The organism is Bordetella muralis, assembly GCF_965139205.1.
GTDB lineage: Bacteria > Pseudomonadota > Gammaproteobacteria > Burkholderiales > Burkholderiaceae_B > Bordetella_A > Bordetella_A muralis.
Genome location: NZ_CBCSIU010000003.1, coordinates 333,934 through 358,500, shown reverse-complemented (window position 1 = coordinate 358,500; position 24,567 = coordinate 333,934). Strand labels below are relative to the sequence as shown.

17 protein-coding genes, 1 tRNA gene and 1 pseudogene are annotated in these 24,567 nt (G+C 61.0%); 9 read left to right on the top strand and 10 right to left on the bottom strand.

Annotated elements, in window-relative coordinates; all coding sequences use genetic code 11:
* A complete protein-coding gene (locus ACNA0I_RS08275; protein WP_415805591.1) occupies positions 1-1,200 on the bottom strand; it encodes a M20 aminoacylase family protein in 1,200 nt (399 codons plus the stop codon).
* Positions 1,201-1,289: 89 nt separating this feature from the next.
* Between ACNA0I_RS08275 and ACNA0I_RS08270 the strand changes: the two genes are divergently transcribed.
* Positions 1,290-2,957: an AMP-binding protein gene (locus tag ACNA0I_RS08270; protein ID WP_415805590.1), complete on the top strand. Its 1,668-nt coding sequence runs from the start codon at positions 1,290-1,292 to the stop codon at positions 2,955-2,957.
* A 5-nt stretch (positions 2,958-2,962) separates the two neighbouring features.
* On the opposite strand, the gene ACNA0I_RS08265 is transcribed toward ACNA0I_RS08270, so the two are convergent.
* Positions 2,963-3,814, bottom strand: a complete 852-nt coding sequence (locus tag ACNA0I_RS08265) for an inositol monophosphatase family protein (RefSeq protein WP_415805589.1) — start codon at positions 3,812-3,814, stop codon at positions 2,963-2,965.
* Between the two features lie 237 nt (positions 3,815-4,051).
* On the opposite strand from ACNA0I_RS08265, the gene mnmC reads away from it, so the two are divergent.
* From mnmC to ACNA0I_RS08235, 6 genes and pseudogenes are all read left to right on the top strand, one after another.
* Complete coding sequence (gene mnmC, locus ACNA0I_RS08260; RefSeq protein ID WP_415805588.1) at positions 4,052-6,034, top strand: bifunctional tRNA (5-methylaminomethyl-2-thiouridine)(34)-methyltransferase MnmC2/FAD-dependent 5-carboxymethylaminomethyl-2-thiouridine(34) oxidoreductase MnmC1; 1,983 nt, start codon at positions 4,052-4,054, stop codon at positions 6,032-6,034.
* A gap of 223 nt (positions 6,035-6,257) precedes the next feature.
* Positions 6,258-8,483, top strand: coding sequence for a glycoside hydrolase family 31 protein (locus ACNA0I_RS08255; protein WP_415805587.1), 2,226 nt, complete (start codon positions 6,258-6,260; stop codon positions 8,481-8,483).
* Positions 8,484-8,681: 198 nt separating this feature from the next.
* Positions 8,682-9,765 (top strand): annotated as a pseudogene (locus ACNA0I_RS08250) (methionine ABC transporter ATP-binding protein); the annotation flags it as partial.
* A complete protein-coding gene (locus ACNA0I_RS08245; protein WP_094823069.1) occupies positions 9,725-10,378 on the top strand; it encodes a methionine ABC transporter permease in 654 nt (217 codons plus the stop codon). The pseudogene ACNA0I_RS08250 and the gene ACNA0I_RS08245, both read left to right, overlap by 41 nt.
* A 15-nt stretch (positions 10,379-10,393) precedes the next feature.
* Positions 10,394-11,191, top strand: a complete 798-nt coding sequence (locus ACNA0I_RS08240) for a MetQ/NlpA family ABC transporter substrate-binding protein (RefSeq protein ID WP_415805586.1) — start codon at positions 10,394-10,396, stop codon at positions 11,189-11,191.
* Positions 11,192-11,306: 115 nt separating this feature from the next.
* Positions 11,307-11,382 (top strand) — tRNA-Lys (locus tag ACNA0I_RS08235).
* Between the two features lie 52 nt (positions 11,383-11,434).
* Here ACNA0I_RS08235 and ACNA0I_RS08230 read toward each other — a convergent pair.
* A complete protein-coding gene (locus ACNA0I_RS08230) occupies positions 11,435-13,678 on the bottom strand; it encodes a phosphocholine-specific phospholipase C (protein ID WP_415805585.1) in 2,244 nt (747 codons plus the stop codon).
* Between the two features lie 37 nt (positions 13,679-13,715).
* The gene (locus ACNA0I_RS08225) at positions 13,716-13,874 is read right to left on the bottom strand and encodes a hypothetical protein (RefSeq protein ID WP_415805584.1); all 159 of its coding nucleotides are present in this window, start codon (positions 13,872-13,874) and stop codon (positions 13,716-13,718) included.
* Between the two features lie 356 nt (positions 13,875-14,230).
* Here ACNA0I_RS08225 and nadA point away from each other — a divergent pair, with 356 nt between their 5' ends.
* Together nadA and nadB are read left to right on the top strand one after the other, a co-directional pair.
* Complete coding sequence (gene nadA / locus ACNA0I_RS08220) at positions 14,231-15,373, top strand: quinolinate synthase NadA (RefSeq protein ID WP_415805583.1); 1,143 nt, start codon at positions 14,231-14,233, stop codon at positions 15,371-15,373.
* A gap of 20 nt (positions 15,374-15,393) precedes the next feature.
* Positions 15,394-16,950, top strand: a complete 1,557-nt coding sequence (nadB, locus tag ACNA0I_RS08215) for an L-aspartate oxidase (RefSeq protein WP_415805582.1) — start codon at positions 15,394-15,396, stop codon at positions 16,948-16,950.
* A gap of 117 nt (positions 16,951-17,067) precedes the next feature.
* Here nadB and ACNA0I_RS08210 read toward each other — a convergent pair whose 3' ends face one another.
* Genes ACNA0I_RS08210 through ACNA0I_RS08185 form a run of 6 tightly spaced genes read right to left on the bottom strand, consistent with a single transcriptional unit; the run spans position 17,068 to position 24,567 of the window.
* Positions 17,068-18,264: a pectate lyase family protein gene (locus tag ACNA0I_RS08210; RefSeq protein WP_415805581.1), complete on the bottom strand. Its 1,197-nt coding sequence runs from the start codon at positions 18,262-18,264 to the stop codon at positions 17,068-17,070.
* Positions 18,265-18,286: 22 nt separating this feature from the next.
* Positions 18,287-20,191: a tetratricopeptide repeat protein gene (locus ACNA0I_RS08205; protein ID WP_415805580.1), complete on the bottom strand. Its 1,905-nt coding sequence runs from the start codon at positions 20,189-20,191 to the stop codon at positions 18,287-18,289.
* On the bottom strand, positions 20,184-21,383 hold the full coding sequence (locus tag ACNA0I_RS08200) for a sugar ABC transporter (RefSeq protein WP_415805579.1): 1,200 nt from the start codon (positions 21,381-21,383) through the stop codon (positions 20,184-20,186). Before ACNA0I_RS08200 ends, ACNA0I_RS08205 begins: the two co-directional genes overlap by 8 nt.
* On the bottom strand, positions 21,337-22,056 hold the full coding sequence (locus ACNA0I_RS08195; protein WP_415805578.1) for a P-loop NTPase family protein: 720 nt from the start codon (positions 22,054-22,056) through the stop codon (positions 21,337-21,339). Before ACNA0I_RS08195 ends, ACNA0I_RS08200 begins: the two co-directional genes overlap by 47 nt.
* Before the next feature lie 8 nt (positions 22,057-22,064).
* The gene (locus tag ACNA0I_RS08190; RefSeq protein ID WP_415805634.1) at positions 22,065-23,405 is read right to left on the bottom strand and encodes an ABC transporter permease; all 1,341 of its coding nucleotides are present in this window, start codon (positions 23,403-23,405) and stop codon (positions 22,065-22,067) included.
* A 7-nt stretch (positions 23,406-23,412) separates the two neighbouring features.
* On the bottom strand, positions 23,413-24,567 hold the full coding sequence (locus ACNA0I_RS08185; RefSeq protein ID WP_415805577.1) for a polysaccharide biosynthesis/export family protein: 1,155 nt from the start codon (positions 24,565-24,567) through the stop codon (positions 23,413-23,415).

The window sequence follows — 24,567 nt, the reverse complement described above, 5'->3', positions numbered from 1 at the left end:
TCAATCCGGTCGGGCCAACCATTTCCGAGCCAGCTCCACCCAATACGTCCCGCCCAGCGGCAGCAGATCGTCATTGAAGTCGTAGCTGCCGTTATGCAGCATGCACGGACCCGCGCCATGCCCCACGTCACGATGCGTGCCGTCACCATTGCCTATCCACACATAGCAACCGGGGAGCTCCTGTAGCATGAATGCAAAATCCTCGGCGCCCATGGTCGGCTGGACGCGGTCGTGGACATTTTCTTCGCCGACGATGCTGCGCATGACCTCGACACAGAATGCCGTTTCGTTGGCATGGTTGATCGTCGGCGGGTAGTTGCGGTGGAATTCGAATTCCACGGTGCAATCCAGGGCCTCGCAGGTATACCGCGCGATGTCATGCATGCGGCGCTCGATCAGGTCCAGCGTCTCGTGTGTAAACGTCCGTACCGTGCCTCGCATGATCGCGACATTCGGCACCACGTTGTCCGCGCTGCCAGTATGGATCTGCGTGATGCTGAGCACTGCTGCATCCAGCGGATTGCGATTGCGGGTGATGATGGTCTGTAGCGATTGCGCCAACTGCACCGCGGTCATGACGGGATCTATTCCCAGGTGGGGCATGCCTGCATGCGTGCCTTTGCCCTGAATCGTGATGACGAACTCGTTGCTTGACGCCATGATGGGGCCCGCGGTTACGCCAAACTGACCCACTTTCAGACCGGGCCAGTTGTGCATGCCGAACACGGCCTCCATCGGGAATCGGCTGAACAGGCCATCGTCGATCATGCGTTTCGCGCCGCCGCCGCCTTCTTCGGCGGGTTGGAAAATCACATAGACCGTGCCTGGAAAATCGCGGTGCTGCGCCAGATAGCGTGCCGCGGCCAGCAACATGGCAGTATGGCCGTCATGACCGCAGGCGTGCATTTTGCCCGCATTCTGGCTGGCGTGTTCAAAGGTGTTCGCCTCTTGCATCGGTAGCGCGTCCATATCGGCGCGCAGTCCCACGGTGCGAGGACTATCGATGTTGCCGCGAATGATGCCGACAACGCCGGTACCGCCTAATCCGCGATCGACCTCGATGCCCCATTCCAGGAGCTGGGTGGCCACGACGTCGGACGTGCGGAATTCCTCGAAAGACAATTCTGGATGTGCGTGGATGTCGCGCCGGATACGGGCGATGTCTTGGTGCCAGGCGACGATGGGTTCTAACAGATTCATCGGAGTCTCGATTGGAGTTAAGCCAAGGGCAACAAGGGTATTATCAAACAAAAACCCTCAGAACATGTATCACACGTGGAGACCTCACTATGTCGCGTCCTTGGCTTGCTCATTATCCCGCTGGCGTTCCTGCGGAAATATCTATCGAGCCTTATGCGTCATTGCCTGACTTGCTGGATCGGGCGTGCCGCAAGCATGCCGCGCGTGTGGCATGCACGGCCATGGGGGCGGATATCAAGTATGCGGATCTGGATCGCCAGGCGCGTGCGTTTGCAGCATGGTTACAGAGCCAGGGCCTGCAAAAGGGCGCGCGCGTGGCGCTGATGATGCCTAACGTGCCGGCGTATCTGGTTTGCCTGTTGGGTACATTGCGTGCGGGCCTGGTGGTGGTCAACGTCAACCCGCTCTACAAGACAGATGAATTGCAGCGGCAATTGCTCGACAGCGGCGCCGAGGTCATCGTCATTCTGGAAAATTTTGCGCATACCCTGCAGGCCGTCAGTGATCGTGGTGCGCTGCGGCATGTGGTGGTGACGGGGCCGGGCGACCTGCTGGGTGGTTTGAAAGCGCCCCTGGTGAACTTCGTGGCTCGCCACATCAAGCGCATGATCCCCGATTGGCGGATTGAGGGAGCACATCAATTGTCTCGCGTGTTGTCGCAGGGCGCCTCGGCCACGTTCACTCCCCCGCCATTGGGGCATGATGACGTCGCGGTTTTGCAGTACACAGGGGGCACCACAGGCGTACCCAAGGGGGCTATGTTGTCGCATGGCAATCTGATCGCCAACGTGCTGCAACTCGAGGCCGTGGCCCGGCCGGCGCTGAAGGATCTGGACAATGTGCAACTCACCATCATCAGCGCTTTGCCGCTGTATCACGTGTTTGCCATGACGGTGTGCGGCTTGTTTGGACTCTATGCGGGGATGCGTAATGTGCTGATCATCAATCCCCGCGATCAACCCGCCTTGATCGATGCGTGGCGCAAGACCGGCATCAATATTTTCCCCGGCGTAAATACCTTGTTCAATGCCCTGGCGAACAACCCCGATTTTGCCAAACTGGATTTTTCCGGATTGCGATTGACGCTGGGCGGTGGAATGGCGGTGCAGCGCCATGTGGCTGAGCGATGGTTGCAGATCACGGGGCATCCTTTGGTAGAGGGCTATGGTTTGTCGGAAACCTCGCCCGTGGCGACCGTCAACCCTACCGACACGACGGCGTATTCTGGTTCAATCGGTTTGCCTCTGCCATCGACCGATGTAGCGATTCTGGATGACGAGGGCAATACGGTGCCGCTGGGCGAGCGTGGCGAGGTATGCATACGCGGCCCGCAAGTCATGTTGGGATATTGGCAAAAGCCCGATGAAACGCGCCAGTGCATGACAGCAGACGGTTTCTTTCGCACGGGCGATATCGGCATCATGGACGAGCAGGGCTATACCCGTATCGTCGATCGCAAGAAAGACATGATTGCCGTATCCGGTTTCAAGGTCTATCCGAACGAGGTTGAGGCCGTCATCGCATCACATCCCGGCGTTCTGGAATGCGCGGTCGTGGGCGTGCCCGATGAACACTCTGGCGAGGCCGTGAAAGCCTTTGTGGTGAAGAAGGACGAATCCCTGACTGAATCGCAACTGATCGAATGGTGCAAAGACAAGCTCACCGGCTATAAGCGCCCGCATAGCGTGGAATTTCGCGCCGAGTTGCCCAAGAGTAATGTGGGCAAGATCTTGCGGCGCGAATTACGGCCGGACTAGTTGGTTCATTCTTTGCGCAGGTGTGGGGCGATCATGCCGTGCAAGGCCTCGACAATGTCGGGGTTGCCGGCCACCACGCGTCCGCCGATGGGCCAGGGGTCATGTTGATGCATGTCGTGGCAGACTCCACCTGCCTCGCGCACGAGCAGCGTGCCTGCTGCAACGTCCCATGGCGCCAGGCCCATTTCCCAATAGCCGTCGTAGCGTCCGCATGCAGTCCATGCGAGATCCAGCGCTGCGGCTCCCATGCGCCGCACGCCGCGCGTGATGCAGATCGCTTCTTTCAACATAGGCATGTATTGATCTGCGAACGAGAAATCGCGAAACGGAAACCCCGTCGCGAGGACGGCGTCAGCGAGCGATTTGGTGCGCGAGCAGGTAACGCGTCGGCCGTTGAGCCATGCACCAATGCCGTGCACAGCGGTGAATAGCTCCTCGCGGCAGGGGTCGTACACGACACCAATGACCGGCGTGTCTTCTTGTAGGGGGTCCGGACCGGGAACTCGTGCGCCCGCATGGGCAACGAGCGCAATCGATACAGCATAGTGAGGAATGCCGTGCAGAAAGTTGGTCGTGCCATCCAGCGGGTCGATGTACCAGGTGGCGGGGCCTTGAGGAGTGCCGCCTGTTTCTTCGGCCACAATGCCGAAATCCGGGGTGCGCGAACGCAGCACCTCGATAATCGCAGCCTCGGCCTCGCGATCGGCTTGGGACACCAAGTCGTTGCGGGCCTTATGATCAATCACAAGGTCGCTGCGATGATGAGCATAGGATTGCAGGATCGCAGCACCTGAATGAGCTGCCGATGCGGCAGTATCAATCGCAGCGCACAGATCCAGCGCAGAGGGTGAAGGCATCGTAGTACGTCCGGTCTTCAGCATGAGTCCAGTGTAAGCCCTTGCGGCTGCACGCTCGCCACTTCTGTCAGAATCAGGCGTTTATACGTGGCTTTCACCCAACGTCATATGCTTGTCGTCTTAGGTATGCTGTATGTCGCAACGCATTGATGGGCTGCGTGGCGCCGGATCGTGAAAATCTCGTAATTTCCCGCAAAATAGCCGCGTTGCGCGCCTTGTGGTCGTGTCTCTTTATTTATGTCTTCTTACGTTCCGCTGACTGCTCCTGACGTTGGTTTCGATGCCGATGGCCATTTTCGCAATACTTCGTATGGCGATGTTTATCATTCGACCGCAGGTGCGCTTGGGCAAGCAGAGTATGTATTTTTGCGAGGCAATGGTTTGCCGGAACGGTGGCGTGGGCGGGGCGCCTTTACCGTGTGCGAAACGGGTTTCGGATTGGGGTTGAATTTTCTGGCGTTGTGGGACGCATGGCGCAAAGATCCCGCCCGTTGTGCGCGATTGCATATGCTTTCGGTCGAAGCGCATCCGTTTGCGCGCGATACTCTGGCCCAGGTGTTGCGGCGGTTGGCGCCCGAGTCATTGCGTGCATTGGTTGATCAGTTGGTGGCCCAATGGCCAGCCTGCCTGCCGGGGCTGCATCGCCTGGAGTTCGAACGGGGGGCCGTCACCCTGACATTGGCTTTTGGCCGAGCCGAGACCGTCGTACCGCAATTGCGCGCCCGCGTAGATGCGTATTTCTTGGACGGCTTTGCGCCAAAACGCAATCCCGATTTGTGGCAACCCGCATTGATGCACGACCTGGCGCGCTTGGCCGCGCCTGATGCCACCCTGGCTACCTGGGCCAGCGCGGGCGCGGTGCGTCGGGCCTTGACCGATGCGGGGTTCGAGGTCCGCAAGCAGCCAGGATATGCGGGCAAAGTGCACATGACGGTGGGCGTGCGGACGGCGCAAACGCGGCCGTCTGCACCAACGAGGCAGCCTGCACACGCGAAAGGCGCCACGTCGTTCGGCGACAGGGCCGTTGCATTAGACGAGGCTTGGTCCCTGGCGCGTGACGCAGACAGTCTCGGCACCGACGAGATCGTCGTTGTCGGCGCGGGGCTGGCAGGAGCCGGTATCGCACAGGCGTTGGCGCTACGCGGCCGGTCGGTGGTGGTGATTGATCCCGCGAATTCGGCGGGCGACATGGCACATGCCGGACACGTCGCGGCAGCCCTGACGCCAGTGATCGCCCGTGATGATAATGCCCGCGCGCGGCTATCGCGCGCGGGCAGTTTCAGAGCCCAAGCCCGCTGGGCTGATCTGGCACCGGATGCTGCCCCGCTGCGTTGCGGCACGGTGCAGCTCGAGCGCGATGCGGGCCGTACCGCGGCGTTGGACGACACGTTGCGGCAACTGCAGTTTCCGGCAGATTGGGTGCGAGTCGTTGATCGTGACGAGGCGTCGGCGCTGGCTGGCATGTCCGTCGCCAGAGGGGGCATGTTTCTCGCAGATGGGTTATTGGTGCAGCCTGCGGCATTGATCCCCGCCTTGTTGCATACGCCTGGTGTGCGGCGTGTGTCGGGATGTGCATTCGATTTGCAGCGTGTTGCCTCGGGTTGGCAAGTCCGAGCTGCCGACGGCCGAGTGCTGGCTCAGGCCACGACCGTGGTGCTGGCCAACGCGTTCGGGGCGCAGGCCTTGCTGCGAGAGAGCGGATTACTGGACCCATTGCCGAGGTTGGCGCAAATGCATCGGCTGGCTGGACAAGTCAGCTTGTTACCGGCCTCTGGGGGGCGCGAGACGGGCGGCACTCGCGAGGCAGATGCCGGCCCGCGCTGTATCGTCGGCGGTGAGGGATATCTCCTGCCTGCAATACAGGGACAGTGCGTGGCCGGCAGTACGTATGAGCATGGCGCCCTGACCTCGGACATCAGCACAGCGGGTCAGCAAACCAACCTCGACAAGGTCGCTGGGCTCTTGGGAGGCTTGCCGCCGGCCTGGGCGTCGCTGACGCCCGGCGAACTGCCGGGATGGGCGGGATGGCGGGCCGTGCTGCCCGGACGCTTGCCGGCGATTGGTCCGTTGTCGCATGCTCCCGGGGTGTGGGTAGCGGCGGGTTATGCGTCGCGGGGCCTCAGTTGGTCGGCATTGAGCGGAGACCTGATCGCCAGTGCGCTATGCGGCGAACCGCTGCCGTTGGAAGCCGATCTGCTTGCCAGCATTGCGCCGCGTTGACGTCACGATGGCGGCTGTTGGCGGCAGAAGCTCCAATAAATCGCCTAAATCCGCCCGGCAAAAATGCCGAAATCACCCCGGTTTTCGGTGTTTTGTATTCAACTTTTCGGCCTGTTCGGACAGGCAATTCGACCCGAAAAACGAAAGCGATTTTATTTCGTGGGCCAAATCCGTCAAAATAGCGTTTTTTAACGGTTTTTTGGCTTAAGCCGGGGGATGCTCTGTGCCGCCCAAGTTCGACTTTGCCCATACTACCCAGCTCGAGTCCGTCGAGTTGCTGTCGTCACGCCCCAGCCGCATCGATTTCGATGCGGGTGACGGGTTGCACCTGGTAGTCGAGGCGCATGCGCCTGGTGTCTTTCGCCTGCGCTGTGGCCAGGCGAGTGTCCTTAATGAGGAGAAACCCAGCGCGCGCGTACGCGCCGTTGCGGAAATGTTGCTGGCTCGCCAGGAAGCAGTAGGCGAGTGTACGGTCACGCCCCAAGACGACGGCAAAGGCTGGCGTATTGCTCAGGGCGAGGTGTCGCTCGATATCCAGACGGATCCCGTGCGGATCGCCTTGTATCGTGGCGAAACGCAGGTGCTTGCTTCTGATATCTCCGAGCACGAACCCGCTTTCGGCCATGACGCGCTGGATGAGGTTGATGACGCAGTCTGGAGCGCGGCTTTCACGCTGCAGGCTGATGAGCGTCTCTACGGCCTGGGCGAAACCTCCGGTGATCTGAATCGTCGCGAAGAAGCGATCGTTTCCGATGACCCGGATCATCGCGCGCTGCCGCTGGCCTGGAGCCCGCGCGGTTGGGGCATCTATGTCAATACGATGCATCGCGTGCACCACGATCTGGGGGTGGCGCCGACGGCGTCTGCTTATACGGTCAGTGTCGAAGACACCGTGCTGGACGTGTTCCTGTTCGTCGGCGACCCCAGCGAGATCCTGAACCAATACACGGCGTTGACGGGCCGTGCCGGCCAGCCGGTGCTGTGGGCGATGGGTGCCTGGCTGCAGCAGGCCGAGGGCGAGATGCCTACCGAGACCGCCGCGTTGGTCGAGCGGATGCGCGAGCTGCAATTGCCGCTGGATGCCGTCAAGCTGGCCGCACCGTCGGCCTGGGGATTCCAGTCCGACAAGGCTGTCTTTGAATGGGACGCTCAGCGTTTCCCGGATGCCAAACAAATGCTGGCGCTGTTTCACAAGCACCACGTTCACGTTGCGGCAACCGGTTTCCCTGGTGTCATCCAATCCAGCCCCCTGTTCGAGGAACTGGAGGATCGCGGCTGGCTATTGACCCGCGACGACGGCGGTGCCCAGGTTTTTGACGGCAACGACGCCACGGCCGGTCGGCCCTATGGCTTGCTGGATCTGACCTATCGCGACGTCTATAACCTCTGGATCGAGCGCCATCGCCAATTGATCGAGGACGGCTTGGACGCCCCGGTCTGTGATGCGCAGATTGCCATCCCTGATGATGTCAGCGCACGCAATGGCGACAACGGCGCGATCCTGCGTTCCCAATATCCGTTGCTGGCACGGCGCGCCTTGTTCGAGGCTGTCGCTGGCCACAAGGTCCCGCCCGAGGGCGTGGTGCCCAGCACCGATTTGTTCCCGGCGGCCCAGCGCCTGCCGTGGCAGCTCGGCCCGCAAGTCACCAACGACTGGGCCGGATTGGAACAGACCTTGCGCACGGCGTTGTCCATCGGGGCGAGCGGTGTGCCGGTGCAGGTGCATAACATCGGTTCGGCCAAGGCTCCGCTCGATGGCATGAGTGCCGAGCTTTATCTGCGCTGGCTGACTGTTGGTGTGTTTTCGGCGAATTTCTGCTTCCAGGGCGTTCCTGGCTTGATGCCCTGGGCGTTTGGCGATGAGGCGCTCGAGCAGGCTCGCACCTGGCTGCAATGGCGTTATCGATTGGTCCCCTATGTCCTGGGCGCGATCGAAGACTCGGCTCGTACTGGGCTGCCGGTACAGCGCTCGATGGCATTGAGCTTTCCGCATGACCCCGAGGCCCACAATTGGGACCTGCAGTACCTGCTGGGGCCGGCCTTGCTGGTGGCTCCGGTGATGCAGCCGGGCAATAGCGTGAACGTGTATCTGCCCAAGGGCGATGCTTGGTGGGATTTGAACACCGGCTATCGCTACGAAGGCGGCACCACCTTGGCCGTGGAATGGGGAACGGACAAATACCCCGTCTTTGGCCGCGAAGGGCATATGTTGTGTCTGGGCCCTGTGGCGCAGCATGCGGGCGAGTTCAACTCTGCGCGCATTCTGGACGAGGTCTGGATGTTTGGCATGCCGGTGCACAACCCCGTGGTGATGCGCAACAAGATCCGTGTCATGCAAATGCAGGGGTCCAGCTATATCAAGGGCCTCGAAGGCCTGCGCATCCTGCCCTCCGAGGGGCTGGAAGTCAAACGCCGCGGCGCCGAAGTCCGCATCTCGCGCGCTCGGTAACCAGCGTCTCCTGGCGTCCATTGGCGGCAAACGCCGATGGACGCCGATCTTGCTGTTCCCATTGATCCGCCCGTGACCTCTGCTTGCTGCTGGGGCCGGACAGGTTCGCAGGTGGGGCGGTTATATTTCTAATAGTTATTAAAAAGAGACGAAACTGTCGTTCTCTTTAGAAGCGCGATCCTCCACAATCGCAACGCCATGATTCACATCCAACATCTATCGAAGACTTACGCGACGCCGCACGGCCGCTTTGAGGCGCTGCGCGACATCAGCCTGCAGATCGAACAGGGCGAAGTCTTCGGCATCATCGGCCCCAGCGGGGCAGGAAAAAGCACGCTGGTCCAGTGCATTAATTTGCTGGAGCGTCCCGATAGCGGCCAAATATCTATTGGCGGCACTGAGCTGACTTGCCTGGACGAGACCGAGCTGCGCAACCAACGCCGCCGTATCGGCATGGTGTTTCAAGGCTTTAACTTGCTGGCTCGCCGTACGGTGTACGGCAACGTGGCTTTGCCTCTGGAGATCGCAGGCGTGCCGCGTGATCAGATTCCCGCCAAAGTCGAGCGCTTGCTGGCGCTGGTCGGGTTGGAACATCTGCGCGATCGCTATCCCAGCCAGATCAGCGGCGGGCAGAAACAGCGCGTGGGGATTGCCCGCGCCCTGGCCAACGACCCCGATGTGCTGCTGAGCGACGAGGCGACCTCGGCGCTGGACCCGGAAACCACGCACAATATTTTGGCCTTGCTGCGGGATATCAATCAGAAAACCGGTGTGACCGTCGTCATGATCACGCATCAGATGGAGGTCGTGCGCGAGATCTGTGACCGCGTGGCGGTGCTGTCTCATGGCCAAGTGGTCGAATCCGGCCGCACTCAGGATATTTTTGCCTCGCCTCGGCACGAGGTGACCAGCGCTATGGTGTCGGCTGCGACCGCCTCGGACCTGACTGACGCCACCCTGGCGGCCACACATGCACGCATGGCCGACATGGCCGCCGCACGGCCTGGGACGCAGGCGCGTTTGCTGCGTATACGCTTGGCGGGCGGCGCGGCTGGAACGTTGTTGTCCGACCTGACCCGTCAGCATGCGCTGGATGTCAGCCTGGTCCAGGCTCGCGTCGAAGACATCCAGGGGGTGGCTGTCGGTACCTTGTTTGTGTTGGTACAAGGCGAGCCTGACGCCGTCAATCAGGCGCTGAATACCCTGACCGCACTAGATATTTCCGTAGAAGACATCGCCCCATGAGTTCGCAACTGATCGACTTGCTCGTCACCTCGCTGCTGGAAACCCTGCTGCTGGTCGGCGTGCCCAGCCTGATTGCCGTCATCATCGGTATCCCGCTGGGTGTCATCCTGGTGGTGACCGCACGCGGCGCGATGCTGCAAAACCTGACCGTCAATCGCGTGTTGGGCGCCATCGTCAACATCACCCGTTCCGTGCCTTTCATCATTTTGATGGTGGCCATCATCCCGTTCACGCGGTTTATCGCTCAGACTTCGATCGGCACCACGGCGGCAATTGTGCCCCTGTCTGTCGCAGCGATTCCATTCATGGCCCGCATCGCTGAAAACGCCATGCGCGAAGTCGACTCGGGGTTGTTGACCGCCGCGCGCGCCATGGGTGCGAGTCCGTTGCAGATCATTGTCAAAGTCCTGCTGCCGGAATCCCTGCCAGGGCTGGTGGCGGCTACGATCGTGACCATCATCAGCCTGATCGGCTATTCCGCCATGGCTGGCGCCATCGGCGGCGGCGGTCTGGGCGACGTGGGCATACGCTACGGCTACCAACGTTTTCAACCGGAAGTCATGCTGGCCGTCGTGGTCGTGCTGGTCGTTCTGGTGCAGTTTGTCCAGGGCATGGGCGATTGGCTCGTGCGCCGGATGTCGCATCGCTAATCAGGAAGGTATTTCATGAGCATCAAGTTTTTCAAATCGTTGGCCGCATTGGCCCTGGGTGCGGCAGTCGTGGCCCAGCCGGCGCTCGCTCAAGACAAACCGCTCAAGGTAGGCGTGACGGCCGGCCCGCATGCGCAGATCTTTGACGTGGTCAAGGCAGAAGCCGCCAAGCAAGGCCTGCAAGTGCAGATCATCGAGTTCAGCGACTACGTGCAGCCCAATGCCGCGCTGTCCGCTGGCGATCTGGATATGAACAGCTATCAGCATCAGCCTTACCTGGATTCGGCCAATGCGGATCGTGGCTACAAACTGGTCAGCATCGGTAAGACGGTGATTTTCCCTATCGGCATCTACAGCAAAAAGGTCAAGAACCTGAACGAGCTGAAAGAGGGCGCGCAGATCGGTATTCCCAATGATCCGACCAACGGTGGCCGTGCCTTGCTGCTGTTGCAACAGCATGGGCTGATCAAGCTGAACCCCGACGCGGGCCTGAAAGCGACCCCGATCGACATTACGGAGAACCCGCGCAAGCTTCGCTTTGTGGAACTGGACGCCGCGCAACTGCCGCGTTCGCTGGATGACGTCGATGCCTCCGCTGTGAACACCAATTTCGCCATGGAAGCAGGCCTGGACCCCAACAAGGACGCGATCGTGCGCGAGTCGTCAGAGTCGCCCTATGCCAACGTGCTGGTCGTGCGCGAGCAGGACAAAGACCGCGCGGATTTGAAAAGGCTGGCCAGCATCTACCAGAGTGCCGCTACCAAGGCCTTTATCGCTGAAAAATTCAAGGGCGCAGTGGTTGCCGCCTGGTAATTTGGGACGGCGCCAATCGACGGCAACCGCGTTGTCGTCGACAATATTTTGAGCAAGAACGTAATTTTAGATTTGACAGGCTGATTCAGTTCCGTCATAATCTTGGGCTTCGGTCGGGCCTTTAGCTCAGTCGGTAGAGCAGCGGACTTTTAATCCGTTGGTCGCGAGTTCGAGTCTCGCAGGGCCCACCACCAGATGCAAAACAACGCCAACTCTTCGGAGTTGGCGTTGTTGTTTGTGGCGTTAGGCTTGAGATTCAGTGCCCATTGCCGGATCGCTTACCGAGTGTTCGCCAGTCTCTACCCGGCCTGCAAAGCGGCGTACGAATGCGGCATCGCTGTCGCATTTCACCTGGAAATCGTACCAACGGCCGCTGTCGGCCAGTTCCCAATGCAGGGATTCCTGGGCACCTGCCGCGACGCTGACTGTCCATGGGCCGTCCTCGCGATACGCCAGCGGCGTGATCGTGAAGGTGCAATCCGCCGAGCCGCCATTCATCAGTTCCGCGTATACATTGCCGTTGGCGATGTCATAGCAGACACGTATTTCCGGGTGCGCACCGCTGTCGGCGATGCGCGCCGTGTCGCCGACGAAGTGACGGTGATAGCCATTGGGGCCGAGCACCCACAGATCGTAGTGTCCCAGATTGTCCAGGCCCGCGTTCCACGTGTCGTCCAGCGTCGTGCCGGCCTCTAATGTGTAGCGGCGCGGAATGCGGTCCAGATGATGGCGGTCATAGACATGAAACACGGCAGCCTGCGTGCCCGTGTTGGCGAACAGCAGTTGAACCTGACCGTCGGCGGTGGCGCGTGCGCTGGTGTGCAGCTCATAGGGCAGTGCGCGCGATGGACGCGTGCCGCTGGCCTGCAGCGGCATCTGCAAATCGGTCGGTAGCGGCACTTGAGGCAACGCAGCCTGAGCATCGCGCAACTGATCGGCATCGGCGCGCGTGAGGCGGCCATTCAGCGTCGGCAGCACTTCTTCATTAGGCGTGGCGAAATTGAGTGCGCTGGTCAGATCGCCACAGACGGCACGGCGAAATGGGCTGATGTGGGGTGCCTGGACACCGAAACGCGTCTCCAGAAAACGCAGTACAGACGTGTGATCGAACACTTGCGAGTTGACCCACCCGCCACGGCTCCACGGGGAAATCACGTACAGGGGAACGCGAGGGCCGGGGCCAAACACACGTCCGTCAGCCTGGGGCTGGCCAGAACTGCCCGTCGGCGAGGGCTGCGTATAGTATTCGTATGCCATATCGCCCTCTGACAGCGTGGTCTTGCCTGCGAGGCTGCCGTCGGCATTGCGCGAGGGGGCGGACGGTGAGGGCACGTGGTCAAAGAAACCATCGTTCTCATCGAAGTTGATCAGCAGGACGGTCTTGCTCCAGACCTCCGGGTTGGCGGTGAGCGCATCCAGAATTTCCTGGACGAACCATCCGCCTTGCACCGGACTGGAGGGGCCGGGATGTTCGCAATAGATCGAGGGCGCATTCACCCACGACACTTGCGGCAGCCGCCCCTCTAGCACATCGCGCCGGAACGCATCCAGATACGTGTCGGGTGTCGTGCCGGGCAAGGTGTTGGCGATGCCTTTGTACAGCGGATTGCCGGGGTTGTCCGTGGCTGCATCATAGGCGTGATACGGCAGCGCTTGGCCCGTATCGGCATACGGCGAATTCGGCTCGCCGCCACTGGAAACCGGAAAGCCCGATGCCAGATTGGCCGCACGGAATTGACGGAATGCGCCCAGCATGTTGTCGCCCCATTCGTCGGGCATGTTCTGGTAGCAGATCCAGCTGACGCCTGCGTCCTCCAGATTCTCGGCGTAGGTTTTCCAGGTGTAGCCGGTCTCCTCATTGCCTGCCGTGCCGGCGATCCAGTCCCATTCGTTGTTCACGTAGGCGACATTCTGCGCGGTGGGGCCGTTGGTGCCAGTCAGGTGGAATGAGCGATTGGCATCCGTGCCTGTGTGCATGCTGCAGTGATAGGCATCACAGAGCGTGAACGCATTGGCCAGCGCGAATTGAAAGGGGACCTCCTGTTCCTTGTAATACCCCATGGATTGATCCTGCTTGTAGCGGGGCCATTGGGTCATGCGGCCATTGTCCCAGGCCTCCTGGCTGTCGACCCACGTATGGTTCGTGCCTGACACGCGTTGGGCATTATTGGCCGTGCTATCCAGGTGATAGGGCGTCAACAGCGCGCCGTTTTCGCGCTCCTGCTGCCAGACCTTGCGGTCGTTGACCATGGGAATGGTGAGCCGGTCGCCAAAACCGCGTACGCCTTTGAGCGTTCCGAAATAGTGGTCGAACGAACGATTTTCTTGCATCAGGATGACGACGTGTTCGACATCCTTGATGGTGCCCGTCTTGTTGTTGGCGGGGATGGCCAGTGCTTTGCGGATGCTGGGCGGGAATGTCGCGAGGACGGCGGCGGCGAGGCCTGCGCCGGTGGTGGTTTGCAGGAATTGGCGGCGTGAGGTCATGGAGATTGGTGAGGCAGTCGTGGGCGGATGGCAGGCATCAGGGCGCGCAGCGCAACTGGGGTTGCGCGGGCTGTTCGGTACCGGGCTCGCTGGGGGCGGGCGATGAGTCGTCGTCATCGCCGCTGCCACAGGCCGCCAGCAGAACGGCCATCGCCAGAGACGCGGCCAACAGGCGTATAGAGGAAAGGGTGGGCATAGGTCCGAGGTTTGCGAAGGATGAAAAACGGCTCGACGCGACGAGGCGTCAAGCCGATGCAAGCCTAAAAGGGGGACGTGACAGTAGAGTGAAAGCTGCGGGGAAGTCTGTAACGAAACCGCGCGTTGGCTGGAATGCGTAAACCGCTGGTTGAAAATGCCCAAGCGCTGCTTGCGGTGTTTTCATAGTGCGCCACGAGTGCTTCGACACACGAGTGCCTCGGACGCAGAAATAGGGCTTTACACGAACTTATGCTCAAAGGTAGCATAACTGCCTGTGCTCTTTTTTTGGTCTAAATATGCTCATTCTGAGCATATAAGAATGCTGTCGAGATGGCGCCCAATGGAGACTTAGCGATGGAAACGCTCGCCCCTAGAACGATCGAATGTGATCTACCCGTTCGGTCTGCTGCCGGCCTCACGCCCGTAGCCCAGGCCTGGACTCATGTGCCAGAGCCGCTGCAGACAGAGCAAAAGGCTGCATTAGTCGAACGTATCCGCGACCTGCTGCAGCGCGAACGCGCGGTACTGGTGGCTCATTACTATGTCGATGCCGATCTGCAGGAGCTGGCCGAGGCCACCGGCGGCTGTGTGGGGGATTCTCTGGAAATGGCCCGCTTCGGACGCGACCATCCCGCCGACACACTGGTCGTGGCCGGCGTGCGTTTCATGGGCGAGACCTCCAAGATCCTGAGCCCGAACAAACGTATCCTCATGCCCGATCTAGAGGCCACCTGCTCGCTCGACCTGGGGTGTCCACCGGACGCCTTCAGCGCCTGGTGCGACGCTCATCCGGGCCGTACCGTGGTCGTCTATGCCAACACCAGCGCTGCGGTCAAAGCCAGGGCCGATTGGGTCGTGACGTCGTCTATCGCATTGGACGTCGTGGCCGATCTGCACGCGCGCGGGGAGCGCATTCTGTGGGCACCCGACCGGCATCTGGGCGATTACGTGCAGCGTCAGACTGGCGCCGACATGCTGCTGTGGCAGGGCGCCTGCATCGTACATGACGAGTTCAGAGGTACCGAGCTCGAATTGTTGCGCGCCGATTATCCGCAGGCCAAAGTGCTGGCGCATCCCGAGTCGCCGCAGCCGGTACTGGCGCAGGCGGACGTAATTGGCTCCACCACACAACTGATCGACGCCGTCCGCAAGCTGGATGCCGAGTCATTCATCGTCGCCACCGATCAGGGCATTTTGTACAAGATGCGCGAGGCCGCGCCCGGCAAGACCTTTATCGCCGCGCCGACCGCTGGCAACAGCGCCACCTGCAAGAGTTGCGCGCATTGTCCCTGGATGGCCATGAACGCGTTGTCAAACCTGGCCGCTGTGTTGGAACACGGTCGCAACGCTATCACGCTCGATCCGGAGCTGGGAAGGCTAGCCAAGAAACCGATTGATCGCATGCTGGCGTTTGCCGACGAGCGCAAACAACGCGTGCGCGCCAGCGGCGATATGGCACGCGATACGACGCTGTATGCCAATGTAGGGCCGGCCTGAGGGACAGGAGCGCAATTCATATGGACTACGACGTGCTTATCATCGGCACTGGTCTGGCTGGCCTCTCGGCGGCATTGGAACTGGCGCCGCATCGGCGTGTGGCATTGATCGCCAAGGACGCCATCGACCACAGCGCCAGCAATTGCGCCCAGGGCGGTATCGCAGCCGCGTTGGATCCCGAAGACAGCGTGGATGAGCACGTACAGGACACCCTGACCGCAGGAGCGGGGTTGTGCGACGTTGAGGCCACACGCCGGATGACGTCCAGCGCGCCCGATGCCATTGACTGGTTGCAACGCCAGGGCGTGGTTTTCACGCCGGTCTCGACAGGACAGCGCGCGCTGCATTTGACGCGGGAAGGGGGACACGGCCGTCGCCGCATCGCGCACGTTGATGACGCGACAGGCCGCGCGATCATCGCCGCGCTCAGTGCGCGAGTGCGCAGCCATCCGAACATCACTTTGCTCGAACAGCATTGCGCGATTGATCTGGTCTGGACGCCGCAAGCGGGGTGCCGAGGCCTGCATGTCCTGGATATGCGGCGTAATCAGATCGTGACTTTAGCGGCGGCACATGTGGTGTTGGCCACGGGGGGCGCGGGGCAGGTATATGCGCATACCACCACGCCATCGACCGCAACGGGCGATGGTATTGCCATGGCCTGGCGCGCCGGATGCCGTGTCGCTAATCTGGAGTTCATTCAATTCCATCCCACCAGTCTGTACGACCCGGCGGGAGAGACGTTTTTGATTTCCGAGGCGGTGCGCGGCGAAGGCGGTTTGTTGCGCCGGCCGGATGGCACGCGTTTCATGCCTGCGTACGATGACCGTGCCGAGCTGGCGCCGCGCGACGTAGTGGCCCGCGCCATTGATCAGGAAATCAAACGCCATGGGCTCGATTGCGTGTATCTGGATATCAGTCACCGGCCACGTGATTTTTTGCTGGCGCATTTTCCCAACATTTATGCGCGTTGTTTGGTGATCGGCATTGATATGGCGGTCCAACCGATTCCGGTCGTGCCGGCTGCGCACTACACGTGCGGAGGTGTCGTTGCCGATGTTGATGGCCGTACAGAATTGCCGGGCCTCTATGTGATCGGCGAGACCGCCTGCACGGGCCTGCACGGGGCCAACCGATTGGCCAGCAACTCATTGTTGGAATGCGTGGTCATGGGGCGCGGGGCCGCGCAGACTGTCCTGGCGTCGTCTGGCGTACGTGTTCGGTCTGGCGCAGCAATGCCTGATCCGCGTCGCGCCGAGGCGCCCGTCTGGCATGTGCAGATCGCTGGCAAGGCTGACGCTGACATTGCGCATACCCGACGGGCGTTGCGTGAGCTGATGAGTCGCGAGGTCGGCATCGTGCGCAGCGACGCCACGCTGTCCAGCGCGGCGCGGCGCATTGCCGAGTGGATGTCAGAGACAGAGCGGTTATGGCAGGCAGAAGGCGTCAGTCTCGATCTGCTGGAGCTGCGCAATCTGCTGCAAGTGGCCGCACTGATCGTCCAGGCCGCCGAGGCACGCCACGAAAGCCGCGGTGCACATTTCAATCGTGACTGGCCCGACGCAAAAGAGCGATAGCGTGGCGATGGACACGAGCCAAACGTAGATCGTCGTTGCCTGCAAAGATGGCGGTGCGCCGCCACTCGGCAAGCACGGCCTCAGCGGAGAGCCTGCGTTCAGATGAACGGGCCCAGCTCACCGGGAGCAATCTGCGCCGACCCAGGGTTTCGACAACGGGACATCGTCAGCGGTATTTCCCGCGAACTCGCGGATCCTTTGCGCCAACCCCGGCGTTGGCTCCTCATAACTGTAGCAATACGGCGGCGTGGGTACGAGTTCGCCACGGTAGTCCTCCAACACTGGCACCGCATCGCCGAGATATAGGTTGTCTTTCAATCGCAAGAAAGCCTTGTAGTCTCGCGTGTAGCCATGTTGGGTCTTGCGCTTTTCGTACGCCCCGCGATCGGACTCGCCGTTTTCCAGCGCGGTTCTTTTGGGCGCGATGGGTATATAGCGACAGTAGTTCACGTTGATGCCTTCCACCGTAGGGAAAAACTCAGGCTCCACGCACGGCCGTTGCGCGTCATTGCTGAAAATGTTGCCTTCGACCAAGGCCTTGGCCTCCAGGCTGAAACTCATACCGTAGAAATCCCAGTTTTCCAGCAGGTTATTGAACAGGTGGAAGTTACCGAATTGGGCTCTTGGATTGCGTTGGACGGTATTGAAAAAATAATTGTGATGCAGCGTCACCCGTGCAACGGAGTCCCGGTCATAATTCTTGAACAAATCCTTCGAGGTAATGTTGTTGAGCAACATGACCTTGTTTGAGTCATGGAATTTCGTCCAAGAAACAGTGACATCGGTAGAGCCATTCTTCACGTTGAGCAGGCGGTCAGACATACGCGAGAGATCGAGGTGGTTGATCCACACGTCACGGCTGCCATTGGCGACATTGACTGCCTGTGTGAGCCTGGTCAGGCGGCCATCGATCGTCAGATGCGTGAGAATGACATTCTTGCTGCCGTATACGCCTAGCCCGTCGTCGATCAAGGTGACTTTTCTGCCACGCCCATCGATTGTCGTATTCGACGGCACACGCAGCTGGGATTCCAGGACGATGGTCATGTCGGATGCGAAGCGGATCCAGGCGGGCGCTTTTTTCGCTTGCTGCAGGGCAGCGCGCAGCGTGCCGGGGCCGGCGTTTTTGTCGGACGTGACCTCGATGAGTTTCCCGTTCAATCCCCCGGTGGCCTTGGCCCCGTAGCCTTCACGATGTTCGAGCAGGGACGAAATAAACGGGCAGCTCTCGGCCGGAGTTTGGCACGACTCATTCGCCGCGGCCCCGCAGGCATACAACATGAGCGCGGTGAGCAACCCGCGTAGCATCGTCATTGGCTTCATTGACGTTCGCTCTCTAAACCTGCGCGGATCGATCCGCGGCGGTCACGTGACGCCAGATTCCTCCGCTCAGGCGCAGGTTCTCCGGCGGTCCGGCCAGATGTTCTCTGAGATGTTCGAAATACGCTTTCTGCCATCGCTGGGAGTACGCTTCGGCGTCTTCGCCAGGCTCGGCGGTGGGCAGCATTTCCAGTGTATACGTCACCCGGCCATTTTCCCATCTGGGTGTGTAGAAGACCGACGGCACGCGGTGCCGATGGGCCAGGTGAGACGCGAAGCTGGAATAGGTCACGTCCTGGCCTTCGAAGTGGGTGCGTGGTGCGGCCGGGTTCGCTGCGCCGTCTATCGCCAGACATAGCACATAGCCTGACCCGAGTGCTCGCATGCAGGCCTTGGCGACCTGCGCTTCGGTTTGGTCTGCGGTGGAAATCAAGGCGGTGGAATAGCTGCTCTGCGCAACACTGGGCGCCGTGGCGAGCCAGCGCGAGGGAATGCCCAGCAGTTCCAGGGCCATGAGCCCAGCGTACATGGGACCGACGTGCGCGGTGGCGACGACGACGCCGCGACCGGCCGCCAGCAGTGGCGCGAAGAAACGCTCGGCGGTATCAAGCTCGCCCAGCAGATGCATGGCTTCCTCCGCGTTGTCTTCGCGGCATTCGAGCCAATCGAGTAGCAGATGATCGACCAGGTGGCCCCAGCGTGCCCGGCGTTCCCACTGCGCGCGATCGACGGTACGATCGCCGCGCATCGACCAGGCCCAGTCGAGCCGTGATTGCGGTATGGGCGCGGTATCCAATCGTGCCTCAAGCTGAGTCATGGCCGCTTGGAATGTTGTCGGGAGCTGCGCGCTGCGTTGTGCGACATGCTGTTCAAACAGCGTTTCGGCCGCTTGTTTGCGGCCCGCCTGGGAAAGCGCGCCGATGGCTGAACGCTGCCACATCAGTTTCTCGGGCGATCGCTCGAGCAGTTTCATCAACTGATCGGCGGCCTCGTCATATTGCAGCGTATAGCGCAACGCGCGGGCATAGAGGCCGCGTGTCTGCTCCAGCTCTGGTGCCAGGTCGACGGCCTGCTTCAAAGGCGCCACCGATTCCTTATAGCGTCCCGCCCGCAATAAGGTCTCGCCATACAGCGACAGCAACCTTACATCCGCTGGCGACGCCTTCAATCCCGCCTCGAAATGCGTCAGCGCATGTATTTTGCGATCGTCTTCGTGAGCGCGCCGCAGGTGAGCCATGCCCAACGTCGTGCGCAAGGGCGGGCAATCGTGTCCCACGCTCAATGCGGCGTTGCCAAGCTGGATCGAGGCGTCGACTCTGCCATCCTCGAGCAAGGCTCGCACGGCCATCGTGGCCACGCGTTCGTTAGGCAGCTGGTCCGCGTTCAAGTCTGCTGCGAGGTTCGCCGCTTCGCTCACGTCACCATTGCGCACGAAGGCCAGCATCCACCAGTACGCTTCGTCGAGGTGGCGCCTCGCCATGTCGATAGTCGTTCTAGCTACTTCGGCGGCATCAGTCACACGCCCGGCCTGTACGCGCAGTTGAATCCGCGCTGCGTGCAGTGCTGCAGCATCCGGGTCGATGCGTGCGGCGGCATCCGCCTCGCCGATGGCACGCTCCCACTGTTCCGTACGGCCGAAAAGACTCGCGAGCAACCGGCGCTCATCGGCTCGCGAGGGATAGACCTTGATGAGTATCTCGAGCGCGGCAATTGCCGGCTCGATCCTGCCGGCTCGTACCAGGGGTGTAACCAGCAAGCGGCGGCCATCACGCCAGCCGTCGCCCACCTGCGCCAGCGCGGGCTCCAGTGCGGCCATCTCATGTACCGGATCGTCCGCATCCAGAATAGCTTTGATGACTTCGCGCAGCCGCGTCGTGGCATCAGGCTCGGCAGCTCGATTTGCAGTAGCCGTATCAACCATGACGCAATCCTCTCAACAATGCCATCGCTGCGCGAATGGCGAACATGAGGACAAAGCCCAACGCCAGTGCTTGCAGCAATAAAAGCGCAGTGCGTGGGCTGCTGGGCCGATCAGTCGGGACCGGCTGCGCGATAATGGACAGATAGCGTTGCAAGCGCAGGGCGTCGGTCACGGCCTGCTGGTGCGATTGCTGCGCCAGCGTGAGGTTTGAATCGGCAAAGACCTGCGCATTTCGGAGTGCCTCATATGACTTCAACTGCTGCGCTTCCGTATTGCCTTCGCCGCTCAGACGATAGCGCACTGCCGCCAACCGTTTCTTCAATGCTGCGACCTGCAGTTCTGCAGGCTTCAGCATGAAATGGTCCTTGTTGCCGAGCGCGCGGATTTTGTCGAGATTGATCTGCGCCGTGCTGAGCTCGGCTTCAAGCTGGCTGGAGAGGTTCAGCAGCATGGACACCGTGGCAGTCGGATCGATATTGCCGTGCGTGGTGCGCCACGTCGTCAACTCATCGCGGGCAGCGAGCGCCTTTTGCTCGGCGAGTTTGACCGACGCCTCGCTGACCTTTAGCTTGTCGGCGACGCCTTTCTTGTTCATCGAGCTGACGAACTCTTCAGCCAGTTCGATAAGCGCCTTTGACAGCGTCGCGGCGTCCTCCGGCGAAAACGCGCTGACGCGCAACACGTCGATCTGCTCCAGCGGATTGAACGACACGTGTACCGCTGCCCGATAGGCGCGGTAGAGATCGTCCTCGCTGGAATTCTCGGCGAGATGATTGAACGGGTCGGGGCCAGGCTGAGTCAGGTAGCGGCGCAGGTCAACTTTCTCGTCGAGCTGCTGCATACAGTCGCGTGATTTCAGGAAGTCATTGACGGCCCAGCCGTCCACGAATCCGCCCAGCATGCCGCCCGAACTGCCTGTGGTAAGAAAACCTGCAGCGCCGCTCATGGCGGACTGCTGGGCGGATGCCGATTGCACGAAAAACCGCGACTCCGCTTCGTAGCGCGGCGTGGCGATCAAGAGCGCATAGGCCAGGGCAATCGCGACAGGCGTCACGACGATGAAGGCGTTGATCCAGCGGTGGCGACGGCGTTCGCGCAGCGCCGCACGCCGCTCACGATGGCGGCGCTCGATCTCCGAGCCGCCCTCAGAAGCCAAGTTGCCCTTCCTCGAGGCCGCCTCCGAAGACGTCATCGCCTGCGCTGCCGGATTCGCTCCTTGATCGTCTAGAGGGGAATCTGCGGATGCACTCGTCGAGGTCGTCTTCGATGTTGAGCGTGCTTCGTTCATAAATTAAGCCTTTGAAGCAATAGTCCGCCATCTGGTTGTGGCGGTAACTGGAAAAAATGAGTGTCCGGCCAATCAGCCTCTCTTCGAACAGCGCCAACCAGAGGCGTGTGAAACGGCAGGGCTCGAACGGAATGGATCCTTCGATCACATAGACATCGAAGGCCGGGGCCAGTGCCAGCGCGAACGAGAACTCCTGTCGCACATAAAGCGGCCAGTGTTCCATCGGCTTGGCCAGGCTTTGAGGTTCGCTCACCAGGTCTGCGACCAGTTCGTAGGTGGTGTCGGCGTCGATCTCGTACATCTCGCTCACGAACTCGATCATGCTGTGGCCCGTTGCCTTGCCGCGGATAAAACCCTGCCGGCCTATTGCCCACGACACCTTGCCGTCATGCTTGACAAAGCCCCGGCGCGGTGGACGCAAATTGCACAGCAGATCGATGATTTGACGATGCATTTCAGGTGAATGCGACAGCAGGGCGTAGCGTCCGACAGGAATGTCGAGCGTGACATTCGCCAGTAGCGGCTGTCGGTCGCCAAAAGCATACGGTTCGTCGGATACCCCATTGAGATGGATCATGTCTGTCCTCACATCGGCTGGACATTGGGCCGGGCCAGGCGCTCGGCTGCCAGGGCGACCACCATCAGGAAAACCAGGGAAGTCAGGAAGTAAGTCAGGCTCGCGTCTGTCGATGTATAGGCCTCGAAATACACGGAGCGCATCAGCTGCATGCCGTGCGCGAACGGTGACCACAGCATCCAGGGACGCAGCTGTTCCGGCAACTGCTCCGAGACAAAGAAGACGCCCGAGAAAATCTGAAGAAAACGCTCGATCACGGGCGCCAGCCGCAAAAAGAAACGCCAGAAGGTCGCAATCGCGCCGAACAGCACGCCCACCGCTGCGGCGCAGCCTCCCATCAGTACGACATACAGGACGAGCCCGGACCAGCTTTGCGGTAGCGTGATGAGCTCCAGCGCGTGGCCGGCCGTGATCAATACCGCAAACACAACGAGATACACCGACAGGTAGATGAATGCCTGCACCAGCGCGCACATCAACGGCGTCACTCCCTGGAAATTCAGCAAGCCGCGAGACGAGATATACGCGGCGCTGCTCCTGAAAATGATCTGCCGGAACATGATCCACGTCGTTGCACCCAACAGGGAAAACGTCTGTACGTCCATGCCCAGGATGTAGTGCGTGCCCATCAGGATGTACAGCGACGAGATCAGCGTCAGCAGCACGACCGGGCCTACCAGAGCCCACACCAAGGCAATCCGGCTTTCGCCGTGCATGACATGTAACTGATGAACGAACATCGCCATCAGGGTGCGTCCGATCGGCCGGTGCCGTTCATCATGCGTCGGATGATTGCCACCATGCAGGAATTGCAAGCGTTCACGCAGTATCGAGAGATCGCCTGCCTCGCCCTTGGACATCTCGATTTCCAGCGCGATGTCGTTGCGCGAAGCATGCCGGCGTGCCTCGCGTGCCTCGTCCTGCTTGCGCCGCTCTGCTCGCCGCGTATGTGCCGCGGCCAGCCGCTCGTCTTCTTGCACCAGCTTGGCGGGCATATATCCGGGCGCGAAGACATCGACGCTGGCACGGATATCCAGCTCCAGCAGGCGCACAATGAGCCGCAGTCGCCGACGCGAGAAGTCGGCAAGCGTTTCGTCGACGGCGCTGCGCGAGATTTCCCCATCCAGTTCCGCCTGCACGGCCTCGTACACCGCCCGCCGGGCGGCCACAGAGTCGTGTGGCTCGCCCTGCAGACGTGCGACCAGAGGCTTGAGCAAGACCGCAGGCGGGGCTTTTGCCTCGAACAGCTTGGCTGGGTCCAGGCGCCAGTCCGCGACGCCGGCCCCCACTGTATAGACGCCATCTTTGCGGCGTGCGCGCCAGCTCTTGATCCGATCCTCGTTGTTCATCGACACGCTATGGAATCACCGCCGGTGAGCTGGTAGAACCGCTGTCGATGGCCCGCGTGGCACTAAAGCCAGCACTCATGGTGACGCGGAATGCGGATAGAACCTTCTGTACCTGGGTGAATGGCGCATCCGATATATAGATGGCCTGACCTTCATGCACGGTAAATTCACGAGCCAGCGCCACCTGCTCCGGACGCGTGAGGTCGAACTGGTAGACCACCGGCAGCTTATCCGGCCCGCCGTTCACACCAGCCGTCGCAGGCGTAAACAGGAACACGGAACGCGGGTCCGCGAGCTTGTCATCCAGGCCTTTGGAGTCGGCCAGCGCGTCCAACACACTGTAGTTACGCTTGCTGATGGTGACTCGCCCTTGATTGCCGGCTGCACCCAATACCGTCAGGAACTGGCGCGCGTCATACGCAGTAATCACGTCGCCAGGTCGCAGCATGACGTCATTGTCCTGATTGCGGTAGATATCCGACAGCCGCACAGAGGCGACTTGGTTATCTCGGCGCAGACTGATGATGAGTTGGTCCGGGTTCGTTTGCACCGGCGCAGCTTGCGCCAACGCGCTGCTGAGACGCTGTGACGTCTGAGTGATGGGATAGATGCCCGGCTTGGTCAGGTTGCCCTGTACCGTCACCACCTGCCCACGTGCGTTGGGGGCGCGTGTCACGCTGACGTCGGCGCCCAGTACGAGCTTGCTCAGTCGAGCAACGACGGCGTCGTGCAGTTGCGCCAGCGTCAAGCCCGCAGCGCGGAATTTGCCCAAAATGGGGAAATTTACATTCCCCGTTCGGTCGATTTCCTGAATGCCCAGGTCGCTCACGCCGGACGGATCCGCCGCGAAAACGCCCAGTCCATCACGTTCCCATACTTTCACATTGATGCCGTCGCCAGGGACCAGACGGTCGAATCCGGCCTGTGTCAGGTCACGGTAGTGCGCGGGAAAATTGGCGGCATCGGGCACTCTGCTCGCCCTCGCGAGTTCGTGCGTGGCGGGCATCACCACAATGTCCTTGGCATCGTGAGCGTCCGTCATCTCGCTCAACATCGGGCCGGACCGAGGCAGTTGGCATCCGGTGAGTAACACGGCGGCAAACAGCACCGTAACAATGGCCGCCTTGCGCCGCGGGCCCGAAGGCGGGGCGTTCATTTGCAT